General features: G+C 58.5%; 16 protein-coding genes. 6 read left to right on the top strand and 10 right to left on the bottom strand.

What is annotated here, in order from left to right; translation table 11 throughout:
• The first annotated feature begins 3 nt into the window (after positions 1–3).
• Positions 4–1,653: a glycosyltransferase family 2 protein gene (locus KF784_06380; GenBank protein ID MBX3118673.1), complete on the top strand. Its 1,650-nt coding sequence runs from the start codon at positions 4–6 to the stop codon at positions 1,651–1,653.
• 288 nt (positions 1,654–1,941) lie between these two features.
• Entirely contained in the window at positions 1,942–3,939 is a 1,998-nt protein-coding gene (locus tag KF784_06375) for an S-layer homology domain-containing protein (protein ID MBX3118672.1), read from the top strand.
• Between the two features lie 125 nt (positions 3,940–4,064).
• On the opposite strand, the gene KF784_06370 is transcribed toward KF784_06375, so the two are convergent.
• From KF784_06370 to KF784_06325, 10 genes are all read right to left on the bottom strand, one after another.
• Complete coding sequence (locus KF784_06370) at positions 4,065–4,463, bottom strand: hypothetical protein (GenBank protein ID MBX3118671.1); 399 nt, start codon at positions 4,461–4,463, stop codon at positions 4,065–4,067.
• A gap of 465 nt (positions 4,464–4,928) precedes the next feature.
• Complete coding sequence (locus KF784_06365) at positions 4,929–7,778, bottom strand: VWA domain-containing protein (protein ID MBX3118670.1); 2,850 nt, start codon at positions 7,776–7,778, stop codon at positions 4,929–4,931.
• A gap of 1 nt (position 7,779) precedes the next feature.
• Positions 7,780–9,606: a BatA and WFA domain-containing protein gene (locus KF784_06360; GenBank protein ID MBX3118669.1), complete on the bottom strand. Its 1,827-nt coding sequence runs from the start codon at positions 9,604–9,606 to the stop codon at positions 7,780–7,782.
• Positions 9,603–10,499, bottom strand: a complete 897-nt coding sequence (locus tag KF784_06355) for a DUF58 domain-containing protein (GenBank protein ID MBX3118668.1) — start codon at positions 10,497–10,499, stop codon at positions 9,603–9,605. The genes KF784_06360 and KF784_06355 overlap by 4 nt, the downstream gene beginning before the upstream one ends.
• A 6-nt stretch (positions 10,500–10,505) precedes the next feature.
• Complete coding sequence (locus KF784_06350; GenBank protein MBX3118667.1) at positions 10,506–11,510, bottom strand: MoxR family ATPase; 1,005 nt, start codon at positions 11,508–11,510, stop codon at positions 10,506–10,508.
• Complete coding sequence (locus tag KF784_06345) at positions 11,511–13,133, bottom strand: hypothetical protein (GenBank protein MBX3118666.1); 1,623 nt, start codon at positions 13,131–13,133, stop codon at positions 11,511–11,513. It lies immediately after the preceding gene.
• 4 nt (positions 13,134–13,137) lie between these two features.
• Entirely contained in the window at positions 13,138–14,712 is a 1,575-nt protein-coding gene (locus KF784_06340; protein ID MBX3118665.1) for an ABC transporter permease, read from the bottom strand.
• Position 14,713: 1 nt separating this feature from the next.
• Positions 14,714–15,640: an ABC transporter ATP-binding protein gene (locus tag KF784_06335; protein ID MBX3118664.1), complete on the bottom strand. Its 927-nt coding sequence runs from the start codon at positions 15,638–15,640 to the stop codon at positions 14,714–14,716.
• Positions 15,624–16,544, bottom strand: a complete 921-nt coding sequence (locus KF784_06330; protein MBX3118663.1) for an ABC transporter permease — start codon at positions 16,542–16,544, stop codon at positions 15,624–15,626. Before KF784_06330 ends, KF784_06335 begins: the two co-directional genes overlap by 17 nt.
• Positions 16,541–18,472: a hypothetical protein gene (locus KF784_06325; GenBank protein ID MBX3118662.1), complete on the bottom strand. Its 1,932-nt coding sequence runs from the start codon at positions 18,470–18,472 to the stop codon at positions 16,541–16,543. The genes KF784_06330 and KF784_06325 overlap by 4 nt, the downstream gene beginning before the upstream one ends.
• 241 nt (positions 18,473–18,713) lie before the next feature.
• Between KF784_06325 and KF784_06320 the strand changes: the two genes are divergently transcribed.
• The 4 genes from KF784_06320 (at position 18,714) to KF784_06305 (ending at position 22,124) form a co-directional block, all read left to right on the top strand.
• Positions 18,714–19,715: a thiamine pyrophosphate-dependent dehydrogenase E1 component subunit alpha gene (locus KF784_06320; protein MBX3118661.1), complete on the top strand. Its 1,002-nt coding sequence runs from the start codon at positions 18,714–18,716 to the stop codon at positions 19,713–19,715.
• Positions 19,712–20,704, top strand: a complete 993-nt coding sequence (locus KF784_06315; GenBank protein ID MBX3118660.1) for an alpha-ketoacid dehydrogenase subunit beta — start codon at positions 19,712–19,714, stop codon at positions 20,702–20,704. The genes KF784_06320 and KF784_06315 overlap by 4 nt, the downstream gene beginning before the upstream one ends.
• Before the next feature lie 172 nt (positions 20,705–20,876).
• Positions 20,877–21,656 carry an SDR family oxidoreductase gene (locus KF784_06310; GenBank protein MBX3118659.1) on the top strand — a complete coding sequence of 260 codons (780 nt, stop codon included), beginning with the start codon at positions 20,877–20,879 and terminating at the stop codon, positions 21,654–21,656.
• Between the two features lie 84 nt (positions 21,657–21,740).
• On the top strand, positions 21,741–22,124 hold the full coding sequence (locus tag KF784_06305; protein MBX3118658.1) for a GxxExxY protein: 384 nt from the start codon (positions 21,741–21,743) through the stop codon (positions 22,122–22,124).
• Positions 22,125–22,315: the final 191 nt, after the last annotated feature.

Genomic DNA, 22,315 nt, shown 5'->3' with positions numbered 1-22,315 from the left:
ACAATGCGAATTCAAACTCTACCGACCGCCGGAACAGCCCTTGTGTCCTCCGGGCCTTCAAAACCTATCCTTAGCGTGATTGTTGCTGAGCCGATCCAAGCGCCCACCTCTTGGCAAGCATCTTTGCAGCAGCAAGGCATAGAGGTATTGACTGTACAAGTGAAAGGCTCACGTGCAGAGTGCTTGAACGAAGCTGCCAAAAAAGCAGAAGGTGAGTTTCTCTTCTTCGCACCGTTTGGCGGTTGGTGCGATGCTTCTACCCTGATTGCCCTCAAAAACGACATGGAGTCGATCCCGACTCTCGCAGCAATAGCCTGTCCGGTCGCCTTGCCCAACGGCCACACCATCACGAACGGTTTCAGCATCATTGAAGATCACTTCAATCGGATGCCTCTCTCCTCCATTCCTGCTGACCAGCCGACCCAAGGCCTCGCCAGCGTTTCGGCTTTCCGACCCGATTGCGTCCTCGTTCGTAAGCAAGCCTTTTGGGGTGCGGGAGGATGGGATACCGAAGTCAGCGAAGATCTGCTCGGGCTCGCGTTAGGGGTTGCGATCAAGGGTCTGCTATGGCAGATCGGTGTCCGTGGCGACATGCTTTTTCACACATCGCCCACCTCCCCGACGTGCTCTGGAGAAGCCTCCGATGTCGGCGGATACCAAGACTTCGTCCGCAAGTATTACGGAACATTTATCCCAGATAACATCCGCACCGCCGATGGCGTGAGCCGCATCCACCCCGGACGATTTGGCTTTTGGCGATATGCGAATCAAGCCTCCTCCGCAGTCTCGGCAGAGAACTGGGAAACTCTGGCTCATCGAAAACCGACCGACGGCACATGCAGCATTGTCGTCGTCACCTACAACTCGATGAAGACCATCGAAGCGTGCGTCCATAGCGTTGTCGCCAACCTCGGACTGTTCGACGAACTCATCATCGTCGATAACGGCTCTCGCGATGGTACTCCCGAGTTCCTCAAGCAACTGACCGGCATCGGAAACAGGGTCAAAGTCATCCTGAGCGACAAGAACCTTGGCTTTTCTGGCGGCACCAACCTTGGAATCGAGAATTCAAAAGGCGACTTTATTGTCTTGCTGAATCCAGATACCGCCGTAACCCCTGGCTGGCTGGGCAAACTCGTCGAGCACTTTGCCGACCCAACAGTCGGTGCGGTCGGACCAACTTCCGATTGTGTCGCTGGTTTCCAAAAGGCCGAGTTCCATGCACCGGTCCAGGCAACGGGCGGATTTAACTATGATCGCTTTGCCGAAATGCTTGGGCAGGTGAATTCACGGCGCGCAATAGAAACAAAGCTTCTTATCGGCTTTGCCATGATGATCCGCCGAAGCGCCCTGGACAAGGTTGGTCTGCTCGACAACGATCTTTTCCTCGGGATGGACGATCTCGATATCTCATGGCGACTTCGCCTTGCCGGATATCGGCTTCTCATCGCCACGGATGTATTCGTTCATCACGATGGACACGTGAGCTTTGACTCCGAGCCATCGCAGCTCGTGCAGAAACTGAATCAGGAGAGCACCGACGCCCTCGGCCGCAAGCTGATCGAACACTATGGCAAAGGACAGGTTCCGGGCCAGTACGAACTTTGGGGAATCGACTGGTTCACGCCAACGTTCGATGTCTGGGCAGCGTAGGATGGGCGCTGTCAAGTTGCTGTCAACCACCTGCCGACCACCTGCCAACTACCTGCCAACCACCTGCCAACTACCTGCCAACCACCCGCCAACCACCTGCCGACGACTTATCCCCCATTTGCCTTCTCCGGCGCACCCTGCTATACTTGCCGGTAAGTTGTAAGCAGGGATGCGCTCGCGACGGGGCAGCTGGTTGTGAAAGGAAACTAGGAAAGTTTTCACTCCGGCTATCATCGCCACGTTCGTTTCCTCTGCTTCATCTAAAAACACAAGGAGCAGTGTAACCATATGAAACGAACGTTCGTTTACGCGCTCAGCGCCGTGATGGCAGTGGCTTTGGCCGCTCCCGCATCCGCGCAGGACGCATTTCCGGATACCCCGGACAATCACTGGGCATACGAAGCCCTCGCACGACTGAAGAACGCCGGCCTCTTGGTCGGTTACCCGGATGGCCTCTTCCGAGGCGGAAGACCGGCTTCCCGATACGAAATGGCAGTCGCCCTTAACGCCCTCTACATGAAGATGATGGGTGTGACGGACGGTCTTGCTGGACAGATCAAGGCTCTGGAAGACAAGATCAACCAGGGTGGCTTCGCCACCGCTGCCGAGCTTCGCCAGGTGCGAGACGCTCTGGCTGCAGCACAATCCCAGATCGACGGCATGAAGGCTTGGGGAGACGAAATCGCCAACCTCAAGCGCATGGCAGCAACTTTTGAGAAAGAGCTTGCTTCCATGGGTGTCGATGTCGAAGCCATGAAGAAGGGCTTTGCCGACCTTGAGAAGCGCGTTAAGGCTCTTGAGGATCGCAAGTTCCCGATCGCTGTTTCTGGCGATCTGAACCTGTGGATGGGCAACGGTTATTCGGACGAAGAGAGATACGGTGTCACCGTTGATGGACGTCCTACCGGAATCAAGAACGGCAACAAAGTGGGCATCGGTCGTGACTTTACCGTTCTGCACGAGATGGGCCTTGAGATTGAAGGCACTAACGAGACCGGTCCCAAGTGGGGCGGCACCCTCGTCGTTGGTAACACGCTCGGAGCTCCGTTTAGCAGCCTGATCCCGCAGTCCATCGCTCTCGACCGCGTTGCTTTCGGCAACCAGTCGATGACCTGGAGCGGTTCGCCGTTCTCAGAGGGCAACACCGACGTTTGGTGGCAGACCCTTTGGGTGAAGTACGACACCAGCCTTTGGGGCCAGAACTTCTCTGCGACTCTCGGACGTGTCGGACACCAGGTCGGCAGCTACTTCATGGAGCGCCCGGACACCACACCGTACTTCAAGAACAAGCGCTGGGACAACGGCGATTGGTACTTCGACGGCGGAGTCTTCGACTTCTCGCTCGGCAGCGCTGATCTCACCGTATTCGGAGGACGTCAAAGCGATCGCTATTCGACGAATGGCATCGACCTCAACCCGATGAGAGCCGGACAGTCCGGTCAGTGGTTCAACGGCTCAGCCCGCGACCTTGGCCTCGACAAGAGTGGCAACCAGATCTTCATCGATCAGCACCTCGGCTTCCAGCTTGGACTGCCGTTGACGGATCGCGGTAGATTGAACCTGAACTACCTCATCTTCGACTCCAACAGCACGGCAGGTATCGTCGGCAGCTCCGACGTCTTCAACCGCGTCGTGGTCTTCGGCGGAGAGTTCGATTGGAAGGTCAACAGTAGGCTCAACCTCAACGCTGGATATTCGCAGTCGAACCTTATGCTCAACAGCGACATCCGACTTGACGAGGACAACTCGGCATGGTGGGCAAAGCTGAAGTATGATGGCGGACGATGGGGTGGCTACCTTGGCTACCGAAGCATCGACCCGCAGTTCGCCGCGCCTGGCGATTGGGGACGAGTCGGCCTGTTCTGGAATCCGGTGGACATCCAAGGCTTCCAAGCCGGTCTTCGCTACGACCTGAGTTCGCGAACGCGGATTCACGCGGGTGGCGAGTGGTACAGCGGACGAGACACAGATAGCAGCGTCCTAACAGCAGACGATAGCCTATCACGGCTCCAATTCAAGCTTGAGCATCAATTTGCCCAAGATTGGAGTCTCTTGCTTGGCTCCGAATGCGTCTACTGGGACTTTGATGGAACCAGCGCAAGCCCGAACGAGCACTGGTATCGCATTGGCCTCAATCACAGCATGGGCAACAACACGAAGCTCATGTTTATGTGGGAGCGCAGCGACTACCACGCCGACGGCCTGAACGCGTTCAACCTTCCGTTTGGAAATGGTGGACGACAAAGCGGTGGACTCTTCACCACTCAGATCTCGGTGCGCTTCTAAGCTAACGCTTGGAAACGAATGAAAATGGCCCTGGCAGTTTGCCGGGGCCATTTGGATTTTGGATTGTTGATCGCAGATAGCTGATCGCTGATAGCTGATAGCTGATCGCTAATTCTTGATCGCTCCTAGCTCTTCTCCGCTTCCCTCCGCAGCGCCTCAACCGCAATCGTCCCGACAATTCCCAGCAACGCTCCGTAGATCAGGCCGAAGGTAAACACGGATCGAGGGTCGGCAATGTCGCTGCGCACCGCTGGGGCAACAAGCACGATCGCAAAAGCCAGAATAAAGCTCGCGCCGATGCTTCTGAGCGTACGGAAAAGGATGTGCAGCCAGGCGAGCTTATCCGACATATTCGCTTTTGCCAGCAGCCCGACGCTGCACCCTTCAACGATCAAGACCAGAAGGTAAAAGATCGAAAGCCCCTCGCCATTCATCACGGTTCCGAACGTGGCGACCGCCAGCGAAACAAGAAAAATCGGAAAGCTGTCTTTGATCTTGGTTATCTTCTCTTCCTGTACTCTCATCGACGAATCCCCATTCGAGTAGTGTATTTGCCCCCGCAAAATCAAATCTACCACGAAGACTCGACAAGGTCAAATCGGCATGTGAAGAGGCGGCGTAGGTTGTTGCAAACCATCCCACCGTCGCCTGTGTCCCGTGTTATGACAGCTAGTCGTGTAGGGTCTCCCGATCAGCACCGCCACTCCTTGCCCCATCCACTCGCTCCGCTAGGGAGAAATGGAAGCACCAATTCCTGCCTGGAGGGACATTGTCCTCAATGTCCAAATACAGGTCACTGAGGACAGTGGCCCTCCAAGGCGAGCATTGCCAAGCGCCCTCAGAGTGTAAGCGATGTGTTATCAGAAACTGTTAGCGATGTATTGTCAGCGCACACTTCGTCTGTAGGCGATCCCAATGCACTCGTCTGAGCTAAAGACAAGCCTCCAGATTGCGAATCTGGAGGCAAAGAAAGCCCCGCACTCCAAGAATCACTCTTCCCCGCTGTCGCGCTTGCGCTTCTTTTCAAGAAGCTTCGACCCTGCCGCAGACCCCCCGACCGAAGCCGCCGGTCGAGGCGCGGGCTTTTCATCCGCCTTGGCGGCAGGCGAGGAAGCCGAGGAAGAGGAATCGGAGGAAGACACTGTCGCGGACGGCGCATCCGATCGCTTCGCCACCCGCTGTTTCGCCGACTGTAGCCGCCCGATCGCGGCCTCCGTCTCCGTCGGAGCGCGAGCCTTGAGCGACTTGGCGCGGATCCACGCCAGCGCCTTCGCCAGAATCTCCCCGACCGGGAGCGCGATGCGTCGGGCCGCAATATCCAGCGGCAGCAACAGCGCGGCAAGAAGAACGCACAGCGCCCAAAGCTCGGTAAGCGACGAGCCGGGGCTCTCCACAGGCCGCAGCGCTTCGGCGGGGGTCTTCAGCTCCTTGCCCTCCGTGACGGTGCTGAGGCCCGACAGCAGCGGAAGGTTCGGGCGCGAATAGCGATACTCGGGGGGATAAGGGACGGAGAAGCCGGAGGCGTTCACCCGAACGCCCTGTGCGTCGTTCTCGGCGACGGTCACGATGTACGAGCCGATCTCGCTCGCCTCGAAGGTGCCCACGTACTCACCGGGGGCCACCTGGCTCAGCGTCAGCTCCTGCGCGTTGCCGCTCGGGCTCGCCACACGAACCTTCGCCGGAAGGTTGTTCATCGGGTTTCCGTTCGGATCGGTCGCCCGCATCGTGATCTTCCCTTTCGTGCCCTCCTGGATAGCCTCGATCTGATATTGGTTGCTGGTAGCCCGTCGGCTGATCGAGCGCACCGCCTGCGCCCAAAACGTGCTGAATCCGCTCCAGGTCGTCCATCGCTGCGCCCATCGCGGCTGGGCGTCGCTGGTGAAGGCGAGGCTGGTGCCAAGGCCGTACTGCCAGCTTGCCAGCAGAGGATCGTCCTTGCCCGTGCGCATCCCCGTCCGCGCGATGGGGCGGCTGTCGGCTAGGCAGTAGGCGAGCAGGGCCGGGAACGCGCCGGGATCGATCCCTCGCGTCACCTCTTCGCCCATCATCACCTTGGGGAAGAACGCGCCCTCTTCGATCGCCGAGCGCGACATCACCGCCGCATCCTGCGTAAAGATCGCAGGAAGCTGGGAGGCCTTGGTCGCCAGGTAGAACCGCCCTCCTCCGGCAGCGGCAAGCTGCTTGAGGAAAGGTACAAACTGCCCGTCGCCGATGCTCACCACCGAGGTGGTGATCTTCTCACCGCGCATCGCTGTCACGTAGGGGATGCAGCCGTCGATCAGGTCGCAGTCCTGACCGTCGGCAAGCAGGATCAGGTGTCGGACCTGCGTGTTCTCATTGTTCAGATGCTTGCGGGCAAACTCAAGCGACGGCTTGATGTAGATGCCGCCGCCGCCCACATCCAGCTTGCGAATCTGGTTGATGACAGCCTGCTTGTCGGTGAGCTTTTGGATCGGCGCGCAGAACTCGATGGCGTCGGTGCTGCCCGCCACGCCGACGCGGTCCATCGGCGAGAGCAGGAGCACGGTCTGCTCAGCGGCTTTGGCGGCGAGCTTGACCTTGGGCACGCCGTCCTCGATCATCCCCATCGAGCCGGACGTGTCGGCGACGACGAGGATGGTGGTGGAGGGAAAGTTCTTGCGCTGGCGGATGTTGAGGTCGACGGGTAACGCCTCTGCTATCGGAGTTCCGTACCACCCGCCCGGCAGGAAGGAGTTCTCTCCCCCGATCATCGCAAACCCGATGCCGCTGTCGCGGATCGCCGACTGCATCATCTTCATCTGCGTCGGCGTCATCGTCGCGGCGTTAATGTCGTTGAAGATCACCGCGTCGTAAGCCTGAAACGATTCGGGACGGGCGGGCATTCCCCCGGGACCGCGCAGGTCGGTGTCGATCCCCTGCTCGTTCAAAGCTCGGGCCAGGGCCGTGATCTCCGGCTTCTGCTGCAGGATCAGCACCTTCGGCTTGCCCTTGATCGACACAAACCCCGCGCCGACGTTGTTGCGGTTGTCGCGGTCGGCTTCGGCCTGGATCGTGGCGCGATAGCGGGCAAAGCCGGGGCGTTCCAGCCGCTGGGCGATCACGAACGTGTTCGATCCGGGGTTAAGCTGGACCGGCTGGCGGGCCACGATCTGACCGTCGCGATCAAGAACCAATTCGCCGCGCGTCGCCTTGGTCGCGGTCGCGACGACGCGGACGTCGAACGGCTGATCGACCCGCGTCTCGTTGGGAACCTCAGTCGAGAGCACGGCGACTTCTGCGTCCTCCTGGACCGAGCCCAAAGCCACATGGTCGATCTGGATGCCGTCCGCCGCCGCGACAGTCGCCGCATCGGCGGCGTCGCCGTTGGTCTCGTTACCGTCGCTGAGCACGACAATGCGCTTGGCCTTGCCGTCGGGAAAGGTCGCGCTGGCGAGGCGGATCGCGGCGGCGAGATCGGAAGCGGAAGGGTCGGCGATGGCGGTGAGTTTGGGAAGTCCGCTGAGCTTCGACGGGGCGATATCGATGTTCGAATTCTTGCCGAAGACGACCACGGCGGCAACGTCGTCATCGTTCAGCGACTTCAACGCCTCCTTGACGAACGTCTCTTGCTTGCGGCGATCCACATCGCGGATCGAGTCGGAGCGGTCGAGCACGAAAACGGTGCAGGTGCCGACGTTCGGGCGATAGAGCTGCGGCCCCGCCAAAGCCAGGATCAGCAGCGAGGCCAGGACAAACCGAATGCCGAAGGCCAGCCGCTTGCGGCCCTTCATCATGCCGCCCGTGCGCCGATAGGTCCAGAACAGCCCGTAGGCGACGGGGATCAGGAGGAGCAGATAGAGGGGATCGGTAAACCGCAAGCTAGCTCCTCCTCATAAACAGCCACCACTCGCCCGCCAGCACCAGCAAGGCCAAGAGCAACAGCGGCTTGTAGAAGTCGGAAAGGCGGAGGGTTGTGCTCTCAGCCGCGACCGCGTTCTGCCCGATCAGCACCCGATCCTGCGGCTTGATGTTCGATTTGAGGTCGCTGCGCAGGATGGCGTAGGCGGTAGTCTTCTTGCCCCCCACCTCCAGCGTGTACCTGCCGATCTGCTCCATCGACCGCACAACGTAGGAGCCGCCCGCCGGAGCGATCTCCGTCTTGTCCCCCTTCTCCGTGGTCACCGTCAGCTTCTGATCGGCTTCGACGGCGGGGATGGAGAACGGCTTGCCCGCCTCGACGACGAACGTCTCGCCCGACGATCCGCGCGGGATGAGGTAGTCGATGGCGTTGGCGATGAAGATCGGAAAGGCGACCTGGAGCGGAAAATCCGAATCCATCGGCTTGAAGGAGACGTAGATCGAGCGCTTGGGCTGGGAAGCGACGACGATCAGCGGCCCTGCGTCGGAAGTCGCCACCACCGTTCCCCTTGCGGTGGGCTCCACCTTCTCGCCTTTGTCGATGTAGGTGTCGCGCAGATCGACCGACCGCATCACCGGATGGTTGCCCTCGCTCCCCTGATAGGCGGGCTTGCTCGCCGTGCCTGTTCGACGGACGGGCGACCCCGCTCCCGCGCTGCCGAAGCAGATCACGCCCCGCGCGGCGACCTCTTGCGCAGGCACGCCGTCGAAGATGATGATGTCGTAGCTGGTCTGGGTGCGGGTTTCGGTTTCGGGCAGGCTCTGGGCGCGGTCAAGGATCACGCGGGGATCGAGGGAAAGAGCCCGCTCCAGAAAGATGTCGCCCTGGCTCACCAGAAGCACGCGTAGCTGGGCGTCGGGATCGCTGAGGGCCACGGCAAAGTTGTCCGACTTCAGGTCGTCCTCAGCTTCCAACTCTGCCCTCAGCACTTTCGCGCCGGTAGGGATCGGAACCGACTTGCCGTAGGTGCCCTTTGCCGGAACCTCGACCTTGAGAGCGTTGAAGATTTCGCCGTCGGCAAAGAGTCGCAGCGTGCCCAGCGAGGGCAGGCTTCCGTAGTTCTTGAGGCTGAAGAAAAGCTGGGTGCCTTCGCTGGTGCTCCCCGCCCCGAATGCGGCGATGGCGACGTTCTTGTCCGACTTTCCGACCCTCTGAAACACAAGCTGGGCCTTGCCAGGGGAGAAGTCGCGGATGTCGGAGAACACGCCGTCGGAGATCAGCACGATCCTTGCGCCGGAGTATTGGCTGACGATGGACGAGGCCAGTCGGAGCGCCTCTCCGACGTCGTTCTCGGCGTCGGTTGGGTTCAGGTCGTTCAGCGCGCGCTGCATCTTGGCTGGGTCTTCGGAGAGCGGGGAGACGATCTTGGGCGTCGGCCCGGCTTCGATGATCGCCAGCCGGTCGCCCATCTTGACCGACGACACGATGTCCTGTGCAATCTTGCGGCCCATCTCAAATCGGGTCTGCCCGCCTTCCCTAGCCGACATGCTCGCCGACGTGTCCAGCACGATCACGGTCAGTTCGCCGCCGAGCCCCTTTGTGCGGACCTGCGGTCGGGCCAAAGCGAAGACGATGGCGGCGAGGGCCAGCAGCTGGAGCACCAGCAGCCAGGAGAATTTCAGCTTTTGAAAGAGGGCATTGGCGCGGATTTCGTAGACCATCGAAGGCCACAGGAACGTTGCCGGAACCTTGAGGTCTTTGCGCCGCATCTTCAGCAGATACAGGGCCACGATGATCCCCGCCAACGGGATCATCCACAGCAACGCCCCTGCGCTGACAAAGCTCACGAGGCCACCCACCCATGACGCTTGAGCGTCATCTTGACGAAGTCTTCCAGCGAGCCTGCCGAGTTGAACAGCGCATACCGCCCGCCCACGCGCAGGGCCTCCTGCTCAAGCTGGTCGCAGTGCGCCTTAAGGTTCTTCTTATAGGCCTCCAGCGCATAGCTGTTCGCCGTGATCTCGACGGGCGAACCCGCCTCCGCATCCAAAAGCCGCAGATCGCCTTCGATGTCGGGATCAAGCTCCTCGTCGCTGAGGACCTGGATCATCCAGACTTCGTGCCCCCGCCCACCGAGCACCCGGATCGCCGAGAACACCTCCGGGTCGAGCGCGTCGGAGATCACGATGGCAACGCCAGGCCGCGCGCTCGTCCCGGCAAAGTCTTTGAGGGTTTTGCTGAGTGGGGCTTGCCCAGCGGGCTCCAGACTCTGCGCCCACTTGGCGAATCGGGGAAATGCCGAACGTCCTCGCAGCGCGGGCATCGGGCTTTCGGAGATTCCGAGCGCGCGGGGATAGACCGCATCCTGCCCGCACAGACCCAGATAGGCCAAAGCCGAGCCCATCCGCACCGCCGCTCTCAGCTTGTGAACCTGCCCAAAATCCATCGACGCCGAGCAGTCGACCAGCACATGCACGGCAAGGTCCTCTTCGTCCTGATACGTCTTGATGACCGGGGTTTCCAGGCGGGCAAAGACGTTCCAGTCGAGATGGCGCAGGTCGTCGCCGTCGGTGTAGTCGCGGTAGTCGGCAAATTCGATGCTGATGCCCTTGCGCTTGGTCAGCCGTTCGCCGCGCACCCGCCCGGTGAACGTGCGTCGGGGGGCGATGTGCAAGCCTTCCAGCACGCGAAATTCGCGCGATTCCAGCACGAACGTCGGCAGGTCGGCAAGGCTGCTCACCGTTCGTTACACCTTGATCGGGTCGCGGTCCTTCGCCTCGATGTGCGACACGACGTCTTCGAGAATGCGGTCGGCGGTGATCGCGTCGGCTTCGGCCTCGAAGTTCAGAAGAAGGCGGTGTCTCAGCGTGGGCTTTGCCGCTTTCTTGAGGTCGTCCTTGGAGACGTTGAACCGACCGTCGAGCAGGGCATAAACCTTGGAGGCAGAGATCAAAGCCTGTGCGCCGCGCGGGCTTGAGCCGAACCGGACGTAGCGATTGACCAGCGGCGAGGCTTCCGGCGCGCCGCTGTGGGTCGCCACGATCATGCTGAGCGCGAAGTCCATCACATTCTGGGCAACGGGGATCTCACGCACGATCTGCCGCATCTTGAGTATGTCTTCCCCGCTGGCGACGGCTGAAAGCTCCTGCTCCTTTGTGCCGGTGGTGCGGTTCACGATTTCGGCGAGCTCGGCCTTGGTGGGATAAGGCACGAGGAGCTTCATAAAGAAGCGGTCCACTTGGGCTTCGGGGAGTGGATAGGTTCCCTCCTGCTCGATCGGGTTCTGCGTCGCCATCACGAGGAACGGCTCGTCCAGCTCGTACCGCTTCCCACTCACCGTCACCGACCGCTCCTGCATCGCCTCCAGCATCGCCGACTGCGTTTTCGGCGTGGCGCGGTTGATCTCGTCGGCAAGGATCAGCTGGGCAAAGATCGGTCCGCGCCGAAACTCGAACGCTCGCGCGCCGCCGTCACTCTGGGTGAGCACGTTCGTGCCGACAACGTCGGCGGGCATGAGGTCGGGGGTGAACTGGATGCGGCTGAAACTGAGGTTCAGCGCGCTGGAGAGCGAACGCACCAGCATCGTCTTGCCAAGTCCCGGCATGCCTTCGAGGAGGACGTGCCCGTTCGCCGCCATTCCGGCGAGCACGCCGGTGACGACCTCATCCTGACCGACGATCGCCTTGCGAACCTCGCTCTCAACCTTGACGAACGTCTCGCGGAACCATGCCGCAGCTTCTTGACCCTGCATCTATTTGTCCTTCTTGGGTTCTGTCTTCTTCTGCGTCGATCCGCCGCTCAGCGAGTCGAAATAGTCGCGCACGCGACCTTGATACTGCTTGGGGATGGCCTGCTTGTCGAGCGCCTTTTCGGCCTGCTTCTTGTACTTGGGCAGGGCCTGACCGAGCGGGACGCTGGACGGACCGTTGAGTTGCGCCGGACCCTTGACCTCGATGTACATCCCGGGGTCTTCGGCTTCGCGCTTGAGGCCGCTCGCCTTGATGGCGTTCGACTTGCCTTCGATAGTGGTGGCTTCTTCGGACATCGGAAGCTGGCCCGTGTCCCTAAACCAGTTGTCCTGCCCAGGCCCGCTGGGGCCGTTGCCCAGACCGAGCATTCCCATCAGGCACATGCCCATCTCTTCGCCCTCGCATGCGCCCTCGCCCTCCTCCATCGCTTTCTTGAGGGCCTCAAGGAATTCGCGCATCTCCTTCTCGCCCTTGAGCTTGTCGGCAAGCTCCTCAAGGGCTTTCATCATCTCTTCCATCTGCTCTTTGGTGAGACTGCACTTGCCGCCCTTGCACTCGCCCGCGGCCTGCTTCATCTTCTTGAGCATCTCCTGAAGCTCTTTGAACTCCTTCATCTCGGAAAGCTTCTTCAGGAACTCCTTGGCCTTCTTCGACATCTTGAGGCCTTCCATCTCGTTCTTGGCCTCGTTCAGCTGCTTCTCCAAGGCTTCGCGCTCGGCCTTGCTCAGGCTGGGGTCTTTCAGCTTCTGCTCCATCTGGCTGATCTGCTGCTGAAGCTGCATCATCTCAGCGTCCAGCTGGGCGTCGGTCTTTTCCAAATCTTCGGGGTTCACGTTCTCGAACCCGGCCTCTTTCAGCTTTTCCTGCTCAAACTTCTGCCAGGCGCTTTCGGCGTTGAGAATGTTCTTCTCCATGCCCTCCGCTCGCTCCTTAATGAGTTTTTCAGCCTCCTTGGCGAGTTCGTTGGCGCGTTCAAGGGCCTCCTCCTTGTTCATTCGGGCGCGCTCCATCTCCCGGGCGAACTGCTGAATCTTCCGCGCAAGGTCCTTCTCAGGCGTTTCTCCCTTCTCCTTGTCGTCCAGGATCGGCTTCATCACGCGCTCGACTGCCGCCGAAGCCTCTTTCAGCTCCTTCATCGCCGCCTTGTCCTTGTCGCTCAGGAAGAGGGGGGTGTTGCCGAGCAGGAAGATCGTGGACGCGACAGCCGCTATCGCCAAGAAGAGGCCGTGCTGACGCCCTACCCGGATCGGATAGACCTGCGTAGGCTTGAGGCCGGAGACGCGCTGCATGGCATCGCTCTCCTGCGCATCGTGAAACGTGCCTTTGTCGTCTTCAAGGGCTGTCGAAAGCCGCTCCCGAAGCTCAGCCCGACGGTCGATGCTGTCGGCAAGTCCCTCGGCGGGGACCTTCATCAGCAAGCCGACGACCGCGCCGACAATCGCACACACTCCCGCCACAATCCCAAGCCAAAGCCATTCCGTGTACCACACCCGGAAAAAGTCAAGGATCGCCCACACAAGGGAAAGCCCTGCGCCCGCGCAGGCTCCGATCGCCAAGCCCTTCCATGCGCGAACGATACGCACGCGCTTCTCGAAGGGCACCAGTTTTTTCTTCAGCTCGGTCATCTTCTTACACCTCGAATCCAATCGACGGAGGCGTCGATGGTGGAGTCTGTATTACATTCGTTCTCTTTAGCTTACGGCGAGAAACAGCAATTGAGTACAAAACAGTTCCTATGGCGCCCATGACAACCGCATAACCTCCCGCATAGGCCATCTCTGTGGTCGTCATAATCGGATACATAACGTACAGTACCCAAAGCGCATAGTCGCCTCTGTATGAGTTCATCTGCAGAATAGAAAGCATGGGAATCGGCAGGACGACTACAACTAAAATGGACATGAAGACGCCTATTCGCGCCGAACGCAGGTTATTCGCGAGTTCGGAGGTCCAGCGACCGACGCACCACCAAAGATAGTTGAAGCCCAAGCACCAGAAAGCAACCAACCAGAAGAACGGGCTCGGCAAAGTTGACTGAAAGAAGTAAAGGCCGGCTATGGTGCCCGCAATCATCGCGAGCCACTGCATCAGCATAAAGGGCAACGCTCCCGCAGGAGTACCTAAAAACGCTGCCTTGATCTTAAAGTCGCCATCGAACCAGTATCGCCTGTCCGCATCGCTTCCATAAGACATGAGATGCGGCATTTGAAAGAAGGAAGAGATCGCGTAGATGTAGCCAATGATGATTCCGGGAATGTATACGGTGGTAGGAGAGCCGCCTATAACACTCATATCAACCGCACCGATGACAATTGCGAAGAACAGAGCTGTAAATCCAAGCGACCACGAACGGAAGATGACCGTGTCGCGAGACTTGAAATGGCTCATGATCGAGGCCGCCGCCATCACAAGGGTCTTCGTGATCAGCAGGCACAAAACTGAGGCGATGATCCAGTTCGGAACTTCGCTTCCAAACAAAACTGTATGCGTTGGTGCGGCTACACCCACCGTAAACGGGTTCATGCCACCAGTGAAAGAGGCCTCTTGTGTCGTACTGCGGAACGGCGTAAACGCTGTCGCGCTATAAAATATCCCCGTCAGCCCGTTGTACGCAGCAACCGCAACATAGGAGTAGATGATCGCGGAGACCATGTTGGTGCTCAGCGTCGAGATCAACAGCCCAATCGCCGAGAAAACCAAACCGATCATCGAGAGCATCGCGAACGAGGCAAGAACGTCGCCCCAAGAAGCGCCGCCCATAACGATCGCCACCGACACGACCGGGAGCGAGAGAATGAGCAGAATCCACGTGTAACGAAAACAGCTGAGCATCTTGCCCATCAAGTAGTAGCTTGTTTCGACTGGCGCAGAAAACACGAGATCAAGAGACTTGCGCTGACGCTCGGCGACTACCGAAGTCGCCGTCATAGCCGGGGCGATGAGGCAAACCAGTCCACCCAACAGCCCCATTAGCACCTGATAAAACGTGCGAAGCTCCGCCTGGATTTCGACAATAGAGCTGCTGCCCGAAACGTTGGTCGAATAAACGGTCGAAGTAATAATAATCAGGATAATCAGATAGCTCGACCACAGCCATATCGCCCGATTGCCGCGAAGCTGCGAACGGTAGTCACGCACCGATGTCGCATTCCCAACATAGGCTCGTGCCCAGTTCTGAATCGAAGCGACCGGATTGAACGCCATCCTACTGCACCGCCCCCGTTGTGAGTTTCAAGAACACATCCTCAAGATTTGCTTGGGTTTCTCGAAAATCGACGACCTTGTGTCCACGCTTAATCATCTCTTCGAGCAGTTGAGCCTGGGCTTCAAGGTCGCCCTCAAACTCCACCCGGATCGCCCGATCAGTGACGATCACATCCTTCACTGAAGCATTTGCGCCAATAAAATCGACGGCTGTGCTCTGCTCTGATAGCACACGAACTTCGATCACGCGTACAGGCTGAATTTGCCGCACGATATCGGCAACCGGCCCGAAGGCGACCATGTTGCCGCGCTCAATGATGCCCACAGAGTTGCAAAAGTCAGCAAGCTCAGGGAGGATATGCGAAGACACAACCACGATCTTCCCCATCCGCCCGAGTTCCAAAATCAGCTCTCTCAATTCAGCGCGAGCCCGAGGGTCCAGACCCGATGCGGGTTCATCCAGCAGCAGCAGGGCCGGATCGTGAACCAAACACCTCGCCAAGCAAAGCCGCTGCTGCATACCACGAGACAGGGTTTGAACCATTGCGTCGTACTTAACCGTGAGGTCGGTCAACTCCAAAACATCGCGAATGATGGTTTGACGGCGATTGGCGGGCACGCGATAGATCGTCGCAAAGAAATCGAGATACTCCCACACCTTGACGTCGTCGTAAAGTCCAAAGAAGTCGGGCATATAACCGATCTGCCGACGAACGTCCATCACATCTTTGCTGATGTCGTATCCATTGATCGAAGCCGTCCCCGAACTTGGCTCAAGCAACGTCGAAATCATCCGAATCGTGGTCGTCTTCCCCGCTCCGTTCGACCCAATAAACCCGAAGATATCTCCCGGCTTCAGACTGAAGCTGAGATTATTTACGGCTGTCAGTTTGCCGTACGTTTTGTGCAAATTATTGACTTGGAGCATCTTTAGACCTTGGGAGGAATCGGGTTTCAAAATCTAGGAAACGAATAGTGTGGGAAGCCCAGATAAGGAAGACAATGGTAAAGAAGATAGAGAAGAAAGCGGGAGCGACCAGCATGAAGGTCTGGGTGAGGTCCTCCCCAGACGCGCCAGAGTAATCGTCGTAAGGATCGTAGTTGTAGTAATTGATATTGCGACCCACAGAGAACACGTGCATCAACGCAAAAAACGGGTGCCATGCCATCCCGATCCCGAGGAACACGCCTCGCATGCTGCTCATTGAAACGCTGCTTATCATGCTAGGGAACACGACGAGAACAAAAAAGATGATCCCAAAGGCGATAAAGAACGCGCCAAAAGCTCGCCTGCTTCGCGCCGAGATGAGAATACAGAAAGCCGCCAGCGCAAGCCCATAAAGAAGAACATCCAGCTTTCCGAGCGCCAAAGCCCAAAAGCTGATCGCTTCTGGCATGTACGAAGTGTAACTATTTGACCCGTAAACGCTGGTCACATAGGCAAGCAAAGTCGGTATCCAGAGCAGAATCCAAACGAGGAGAATGCCATAGGCCGCCCCAATAAATTTGCCCATGATCACCTGGGCTCTGCTGACGGGGGCGGTCATCAAAACATCCCAAGTCCCCTTTTCTCGCTCTGCGGCGACTGCGCCGTGGGTCATGGCGGGGATGAGCAAGCTCAAAATGAACAACTCTGAATAGACGATCATCTCCGCGCCAAAACCCGGAATCGTCAAGCTAATGAGGGTGAGAATAAAGAATCCTATCGCACCGATGATGAGAACGAGGGTGTTGAACGTACTCATCCGGCCGGGCGTAAAGAATCGATTCCGAAAACGCTTCGTCTCGACCGTCATCGGGTTTTCAACAACAAGCTCACGCCACCACTTCAAGGAACCTTCACCCCCTCAACAATAGGGATCGCAAAGAGCCGGATACCTCTGGCGTTCGACTCTTTCCCGACCTGTGGGCCAGGGCGGAGCCCTTTTGAGACTGCGCCCTGTACAACCCAAGCATCCCGCGAGAGCGTGGTCGGAATCTCGTATTCGGAGGTTGTCAAGACAACCGTAGCCGTCTCTCCGGGCCCGATCGTTCCCAGAGGGATTCGTGAAGACCACTGACTGTAGCTCACAGTAACATCGGCAAGTTCATACGGCGAATCGTTTGTAAGTTGAACCTGGCCGCCCTTTGCCGTGAACTTTTCCCCTGCCACGGGCTTGATGCGCAGAATGCACCGCTGTTCGAAGTTTTGGGCATAGGAGACTTGATAAAACGCGAGGTTGTTGCAGCGCATATTCTTGGAGATCACCTCTCCAACGTCAACCGGCCTCATCGCCTCAATCGACTGCGCCAGACCATCGCCGCCATAGTAGTAATAGCCATAATCCTCAAGATCGCTGCGAACATACTCCACATTTTTCAAACCGAGGTCGTAACCGCCCCCGCGCGGGAAGAACATCTGAGACGATCCGATAAAAACAGAATGCGGACTCTTGGAATCGACAATCAGCGTTCCTCCAGTATTGGTCGCCATCTCTGAACTGTAGAGTCCAGAAGCGAACTGAAAGAACACGATGGCAAAGCCAATGCTGATCAATGGCGCAGAGAGCCAAGCCCACTCTCCCCGCTTCATAAGCCGGAGGGCGGTAAAGTTGAGGGGCACAACCACGGCAAAATACGCGACAAGAATCCAAATGATCCGTTCAGCCGGGGGAGTCTCTACTTTAAAGGGATTTTCGTTCGAGACGGTAGGAAAGCTGGAGCCGCTTGAAGGACCCGCTGGCCCACTATAAACGGAAAACCTTTCATAAGGATTCGAGCCTGCCAAGTAAGCATTGCGGCTAATAATCTGCTGGATAACCGATTCCTCACTAATGCGTGAGTAGCGCGTAAACAACCGTCGCCTGCCCTCGAACGTCTCCATCGGACCCGCAAAGGCGTCGAATGCAAATAGAGTCACCGCACCGAGTCCAAATCTTCTTGTCAGGATGACCGGCTTATCCCCCTGCTTGATGGAGACGGTGTCCGGTGCAACATCCCCCGTAACAATCGTGATAGCTCCCGACGGAGCCTGCCCGCCCGCGTAGCTCTTGATAGCGTCCATCCTCGGAATCGTGATAGGACGAGGATTCAAGAGCGGGAGAATGGATTGCCATCGCGGGTCGTGCAGCAACGCTGTATTGGCGCCCGTCGAGATGATCAAAGCGCCGCCTGCCAACGTCCACCGCTGAATCGCTTCAACCTGATCGTCGCTCAACCGCTCGCAGCCTTCTCCCAGCACCAAAGAAGTCAAGAATTCGTAAGCTCCGAACCGGTCGGGTGCATCTTTGGGCGACACATAGGCGGGTTGGATTCCAAGGTATCCGGAGTTCTGTTCCTCTTTGGTCGGTGTGCTTAAGAACCCGAGCAAGCCCGAGACATCGCTGATCATTCCAATGATGTTCTCGGACCGGCTGTAGCTGTCCTCGGGCATTTTGAGTTTGATCGAAGAGCGATCTGTCCTTAGCGTTGGAGCATCGCTGTATCCATATCCGCCGTAACCCTCCGAAAAGAAGACCACACGCTTTTCACTTCCTGAAGGAAGCGAGAAAGGGTACTCAATAGTGCCGCCCGTAACAGGCACGACAATCCGCGCCTGTGTATCGGCGCCGTTGTTCCTCACCGTTAAAGCGAATGGGACGATGCCCGATCCGCGAGCCCCCTCGAACACGGGTGTGGTTTTGGTGATGATCGTGCGGTCTTGAGCCACTAGGATCGAAGGCGCAAGAAGAAACGCTCCGAAGAGCGCCAACACGGTATGGATAGATCGGCTTGCCCTCATTGTTCTCAACTGCCTAAGCTCTATCCTTAGTCTACGAGACCGATAACGCCGAATTCCTTCACCCAAGTACTAATATTCTCATACTAAGCGTTTGTGTATTGGACGTGTCGAATGTTCAAAAAATGCGTACGCTCGGCAAATCCTTTGGGATTCACTCTTTTGCAAAGACAACGATAGCGCCCGCCCAACCGTTCCAAGGCTCGCGGAAGGTAATCTGATCCCTTCTTAGGCTCAAAATCTAATGTCATCAAAACCCATCGCCAAGGTTGAAAATAGACCTTCAGACCAGCTCGATTCGGCGGCGCTCAAAGCCATCTATCGGCAGATGATGCTGATGCGGCACGTTGAGGAGCAGCTCACCGCCGCATCGCAAAGCGGCGACCTGCGTGGCTCGCTCCACCTTGCCACTGGGCAGGAGGCCCTGCCTGCCGCCGCCTGCGCGGCCCTGCGCCCCGACGACTATCTCACCTGCACCTACCGAGGGCACGGCTATGTGCTGGCGAAGGGCTGCGACCTCACCCGCGTGCTCGCCGAGATTCTTGGCCGGGAGTCGGGCTTGGGCCGGGGCAAGGGTGGAAAGATGCACCTGACCGACCTGGACCACGGACTGCTTGGCGCAAACGGCATCGTCGGCGGGGGCGTGCCGACGGCGGTGGGGGCCGCGATGTCGGCCAAGATCGACGGCAACGGACGCTTGGCGATGACGGTCTTTGGGGATGGGACGATCAACCAGGGCGCCGTCCATGAAGCCCTGAACATGGCGGGACTCTGGAAACTCCCCGTCATCTTCCTTTGCGAGAATAACCTTTACGCCGAGATGACGCCGCTCAGCCGAAGCTCGGCGATCACGCAGGTCTCCGACCGCGTCGCGGGCTACGGCATCCACGCGCTGCGCATCGACGGCAACGATGCCCTCGCGGTTTACGACGCCGTCTGGCTCTCCGCCGAAAGGGCGCGAAAGGGCCAGGGCCCGACCTTCATCGAAGCGATGACCTATCGCACATCGGGCCACTACCAAGCCGACTCGGAATCCTACCGTACCAAAAAGGAGGTCGCCGAGTGGGAGGCCAAGTCGCCGATCCTGCGGTTTGCGAAGGAGCTGACGGCTCGCAAAGTCTGCACGGCGAAGGAGCTGGAATCCCTTTCTGCCGATGCTCTGGCTGAGGTGCAGGCTGCCTACAAAGCCGCGCTGGCAAGCCCAGAGCTCACCGTCGAATCTTGGAAGGAGGACGTTTTCGCATGAGCAAGGCTGCCGATAAGACGCAGACGCTCACGATGGTGCAGGCGATCAACGCCGCGATCGCTCAAGAGATGGAGCGCGACCCGAACGTGATCCTCCTCGGCGAAGACGTCGCCCACTACGGCGGCATGTTCCGCGTCACCGAAGGCCTGCTGGACAAGTTCGGCGAGAAGCGGGTCTGGGACACGCCGATCTCGGAGAGCGGGTTTATCGGAATGTCGCTGGGCTTGGCCCTGACCGGAAAGCGTCCCATCGCCGAGCTGATGTTTATCGACTTCAGTCTGGTGGCGATGGATCAGATCCTGAACCAGATCGCCAAGACCCGCTATATGACCGGAGGCCATGCCAAGGTTCCGCTCGTCATCCGTACCCAAGGGGGCGGATACAAGGGTGCGGCGGCTCAGCACTCGCAGATGCTGGAAGCGCTTTTCCTGCATGTGCCGGGGCTGAAGGTCGTTGCCCCAAGCACCCCTGCCGACGCCAAGGGCCTCCTCGCCGCCGCCATCCGCGACGACAATCCAGTCGTCTTCATCGAGCACAAGCAGCTCTACACCATGAAGGGCGAGGTTCCAGCCGGAGAGCATGTGGTGCCTTTGGGCAAGGCGGCTGTGGTCCGGGAGGGCTCGCAAGTCTCCCTCATTAGCTATTCGTACACGCTCCAGCTTTGCCTGGAAGCGGCGGAGGCTTTGGCGAAAGAGGGCGTAGACGCGGAAGTCATCGACCTGCGCACGCTGAACCCCTTGGACTTCGAAACGATTGCCGCGTCCATCCGCAAGACGCATCGGGCGGTGATCGCGCACGAGGCTCATGGACGCTTGGGCGTTGGAGCTGACCTTGCCGCGCAGATTCAGGAGAAGCTGTTTGACGATCTCGACGCTCCCATCTTGCGCATCACCGGAAAAGACGTTCCAATCCCGTTCAACAAGGGGTTGGAAGATCAGGTCCTCCCGTCTGTAGAACGGATTGTCGAGACGGTACGGAGGGTGTTGTGACCTTACAATCCTTTTGGGAGTGCGCGAATTTATTCGCGCTTTCAAACGCGACGATTTATCGTCGCGTCGAGACCTCTCAACGACTTACGTGTCCTTCCCCTGGAGGGTCATTGTTCACAATGACCAAGTCCCCCTTTGCGTCTTAGCGCCTTGCGAGAAACCAGAAAAAGCCATGAACAGACTCTCCGGCAAAAACGCAATCGTCACCGGTGCGGCCCAGGGTATCGGACGCGCAATCCTCATCGCCTTCGCAAAAGCCGGAGCCAACGTCCTCGCAGTTGACCTTAGCGAAGAACGGCTCGAAGATAGCCTGAAAGAGGCCGCCAGCTACGACGTCAAAGCCATCGACATGGGCTGTGATCTTGCCAACATCCACAGCCTCGACGCCGTCATTCACCGGGCCGAAACCGACCTCGGCGAAGTGGACATTCTCGTCAACTGCGCGGGCGTTTGCCCAACGCGAGCGATGATGGACATCGATGAAGAGACCTGGCGTGCCGTTTTCGACGTCAACGTCCACGCGCCCTTCTTCCTAACCCAGGCTGCCTCCAAACGGATGATCCCGCGCGGGTATGGGGTGATCCTCAACATGGCCTCTATCTCCGGGATGCTGCCCAAGCTGGAGCAGATCGACTACGGCGCGAGCAAGGCGGCTCTCATCAGCATCACACGCTCGACCGCGCTGTGCCTCGGGCCGCTCGGAATCCGCGTCAACGCCATCGCGCCGGGAGTGATCGAGACGCCGCTTACCCAGTCCATCGCACAGCAAAGGGCCGAGCTGCGGGGGGTGTCTCCGAAAGAGACTTTGGAGCCCGTCCTTTCGGCAACACCCCTGCGCCGGATCGGTTCGGCTGACGAGGTGGCGAACCTGGCGGTCTTCCTCGCCAGCGACGAAGCGAGCTACATCACCGGGCAGACATATGTGGTCGACGGCGGTTTTTTGATGCGGTAGGCTCGGATCCTGTCTCACGCAGAGGCGCAGAGGCGCAGAGGCGCAGAGGACGCTGAGAAAAACGGAGAGGAGTCCATGGCACGGGTGCATATCAACGAACTCTCGGGCATCATCGTCGATGCGGCCTTCAAAGTGCACACTGCATTAGGCCCTGGGTTGCTGGAATCTGTCTACGAAGCAGCTTTGGAGCATGAGCTTGCCTCTCGTGGGCTCAAAGTCAAGCGTCAGCGACCTATCCCCGTTATCTATGAGGGAACTAAGCTTGCTGTCGGATTCAGAGCCGATCTGATTGTAAACGACATAATCATTGTCGAAATCAAGTCCTTGGACTTAGTGCCGCCGGTTGCATACAAGACATTGCTAACCTATCTGAGGCTAACGAACATCAGCCTGGGATTGTTGATCAACTTCAACGTTGATCTCATCAAAGATGGCATTAGGAGAGTCGCAAACAATGTGGAGGATTAGCGCTCAGAATGAGTCCCGCGCATCAAACTCTGCGTACTCAGCGCCTCTGCGAGGAAGGATTCACTTTAGAGATGCAGGCAAGCTTGGATCGAAAGTAATAGTATGGAATGAGAACTCTGCGTCTCTACGAGATTAAGATTCACATTAGAGATGCGAGCAGCCTTAGATCGAAAGCAATAGTGTGAAATGAG

The organism is Fimbriimonadaceae bacterium (assembly GCA_019638775.1).
Lineage (GTDB): Bacteria > Armatimonadota > Fimbriimonadia > Fimbriimonadales > Fimbriimonadaceae > JAHBTD01.
The sequence above is the reverse complement of the archived record's forward strand: the minus strand, read 5'-3'. Positions and strand labels throughout refer to the sequence as shown.

Coding starts and splice junctions, on each gene's coding strand:
- KF784_06380 (MBX3118673.1), top strand. CDS start 4: ATGCGAATTCAAACTCTACCGACCGCCGGAACAGCCCTTGTGTCCTCC.
- KF784_06375 (MBX3118672.1), top strand. CDS start 1,942: ATGAAACGAACGTTCGTTTACGCGCTCAGCGCCGTGATGGCAGTGGCT.
- KF784_06370 (MBX3118671.1), bottom strand. CDS start 4,463: ATGAGAGTACAGGAAGAGAAGATAACCAAGATCAAAGACAGCTTTCCG.
- KF784_06350 (MBX3118667.1), bottom strand. CDS start 11,510: ATGCAGGGTCAAGAAGCTGCGGCATGGTTCCGCGAGACGTTCGTCAAG.
- KF784_06345 (MBX3118666.1), bottom strand. CDS start 13,133: ATGACCGAGCTGAAGAAAAAACTGGTGCCCTTCGAGAAGCGCGTGCGT.
- KF784_06340 (MBX3118665.1), bottom strand. CDS start 14,712: ATGGCGTTCAATCCGGTCGCTTCGATTCAGAACTGGGCACGAGCCTAT.
- KF784_06335 (MBX3118664.1), bottom strand. CDS start 15,640: ATGCTCCAAGTCAATAATTTGCACAAAACGTACGGCAAACTGACAGCC.
- KF784_06325 (MBX3118662.1), bottom strand. CDS start 18,472: ATGAGGGCAAGCCGATCTATCCATACCGTGTTGGCGCTCTTCGGAGCG.
- KF784_06320 (MBX3118661.1), top strand. CDS start 18,714: ATGTCATCAAAACCCATCGCCAAGGTTGAAAATAGACCTTCAGACCAG.
- KF784_06315 (MBX3118660.1), top strand. CDS start 19,712: ATGAGCAAGGCTGCCGATAAGACGCAGACGCTCACGATGGTGCAGGCG.
- KF784_06310 (MBX3118659.1), top strand. CDS start 20,877: ATGAACAGACTCTCCGGCAAAAACGCAATCGTCACCGGTGCGGCCCAG.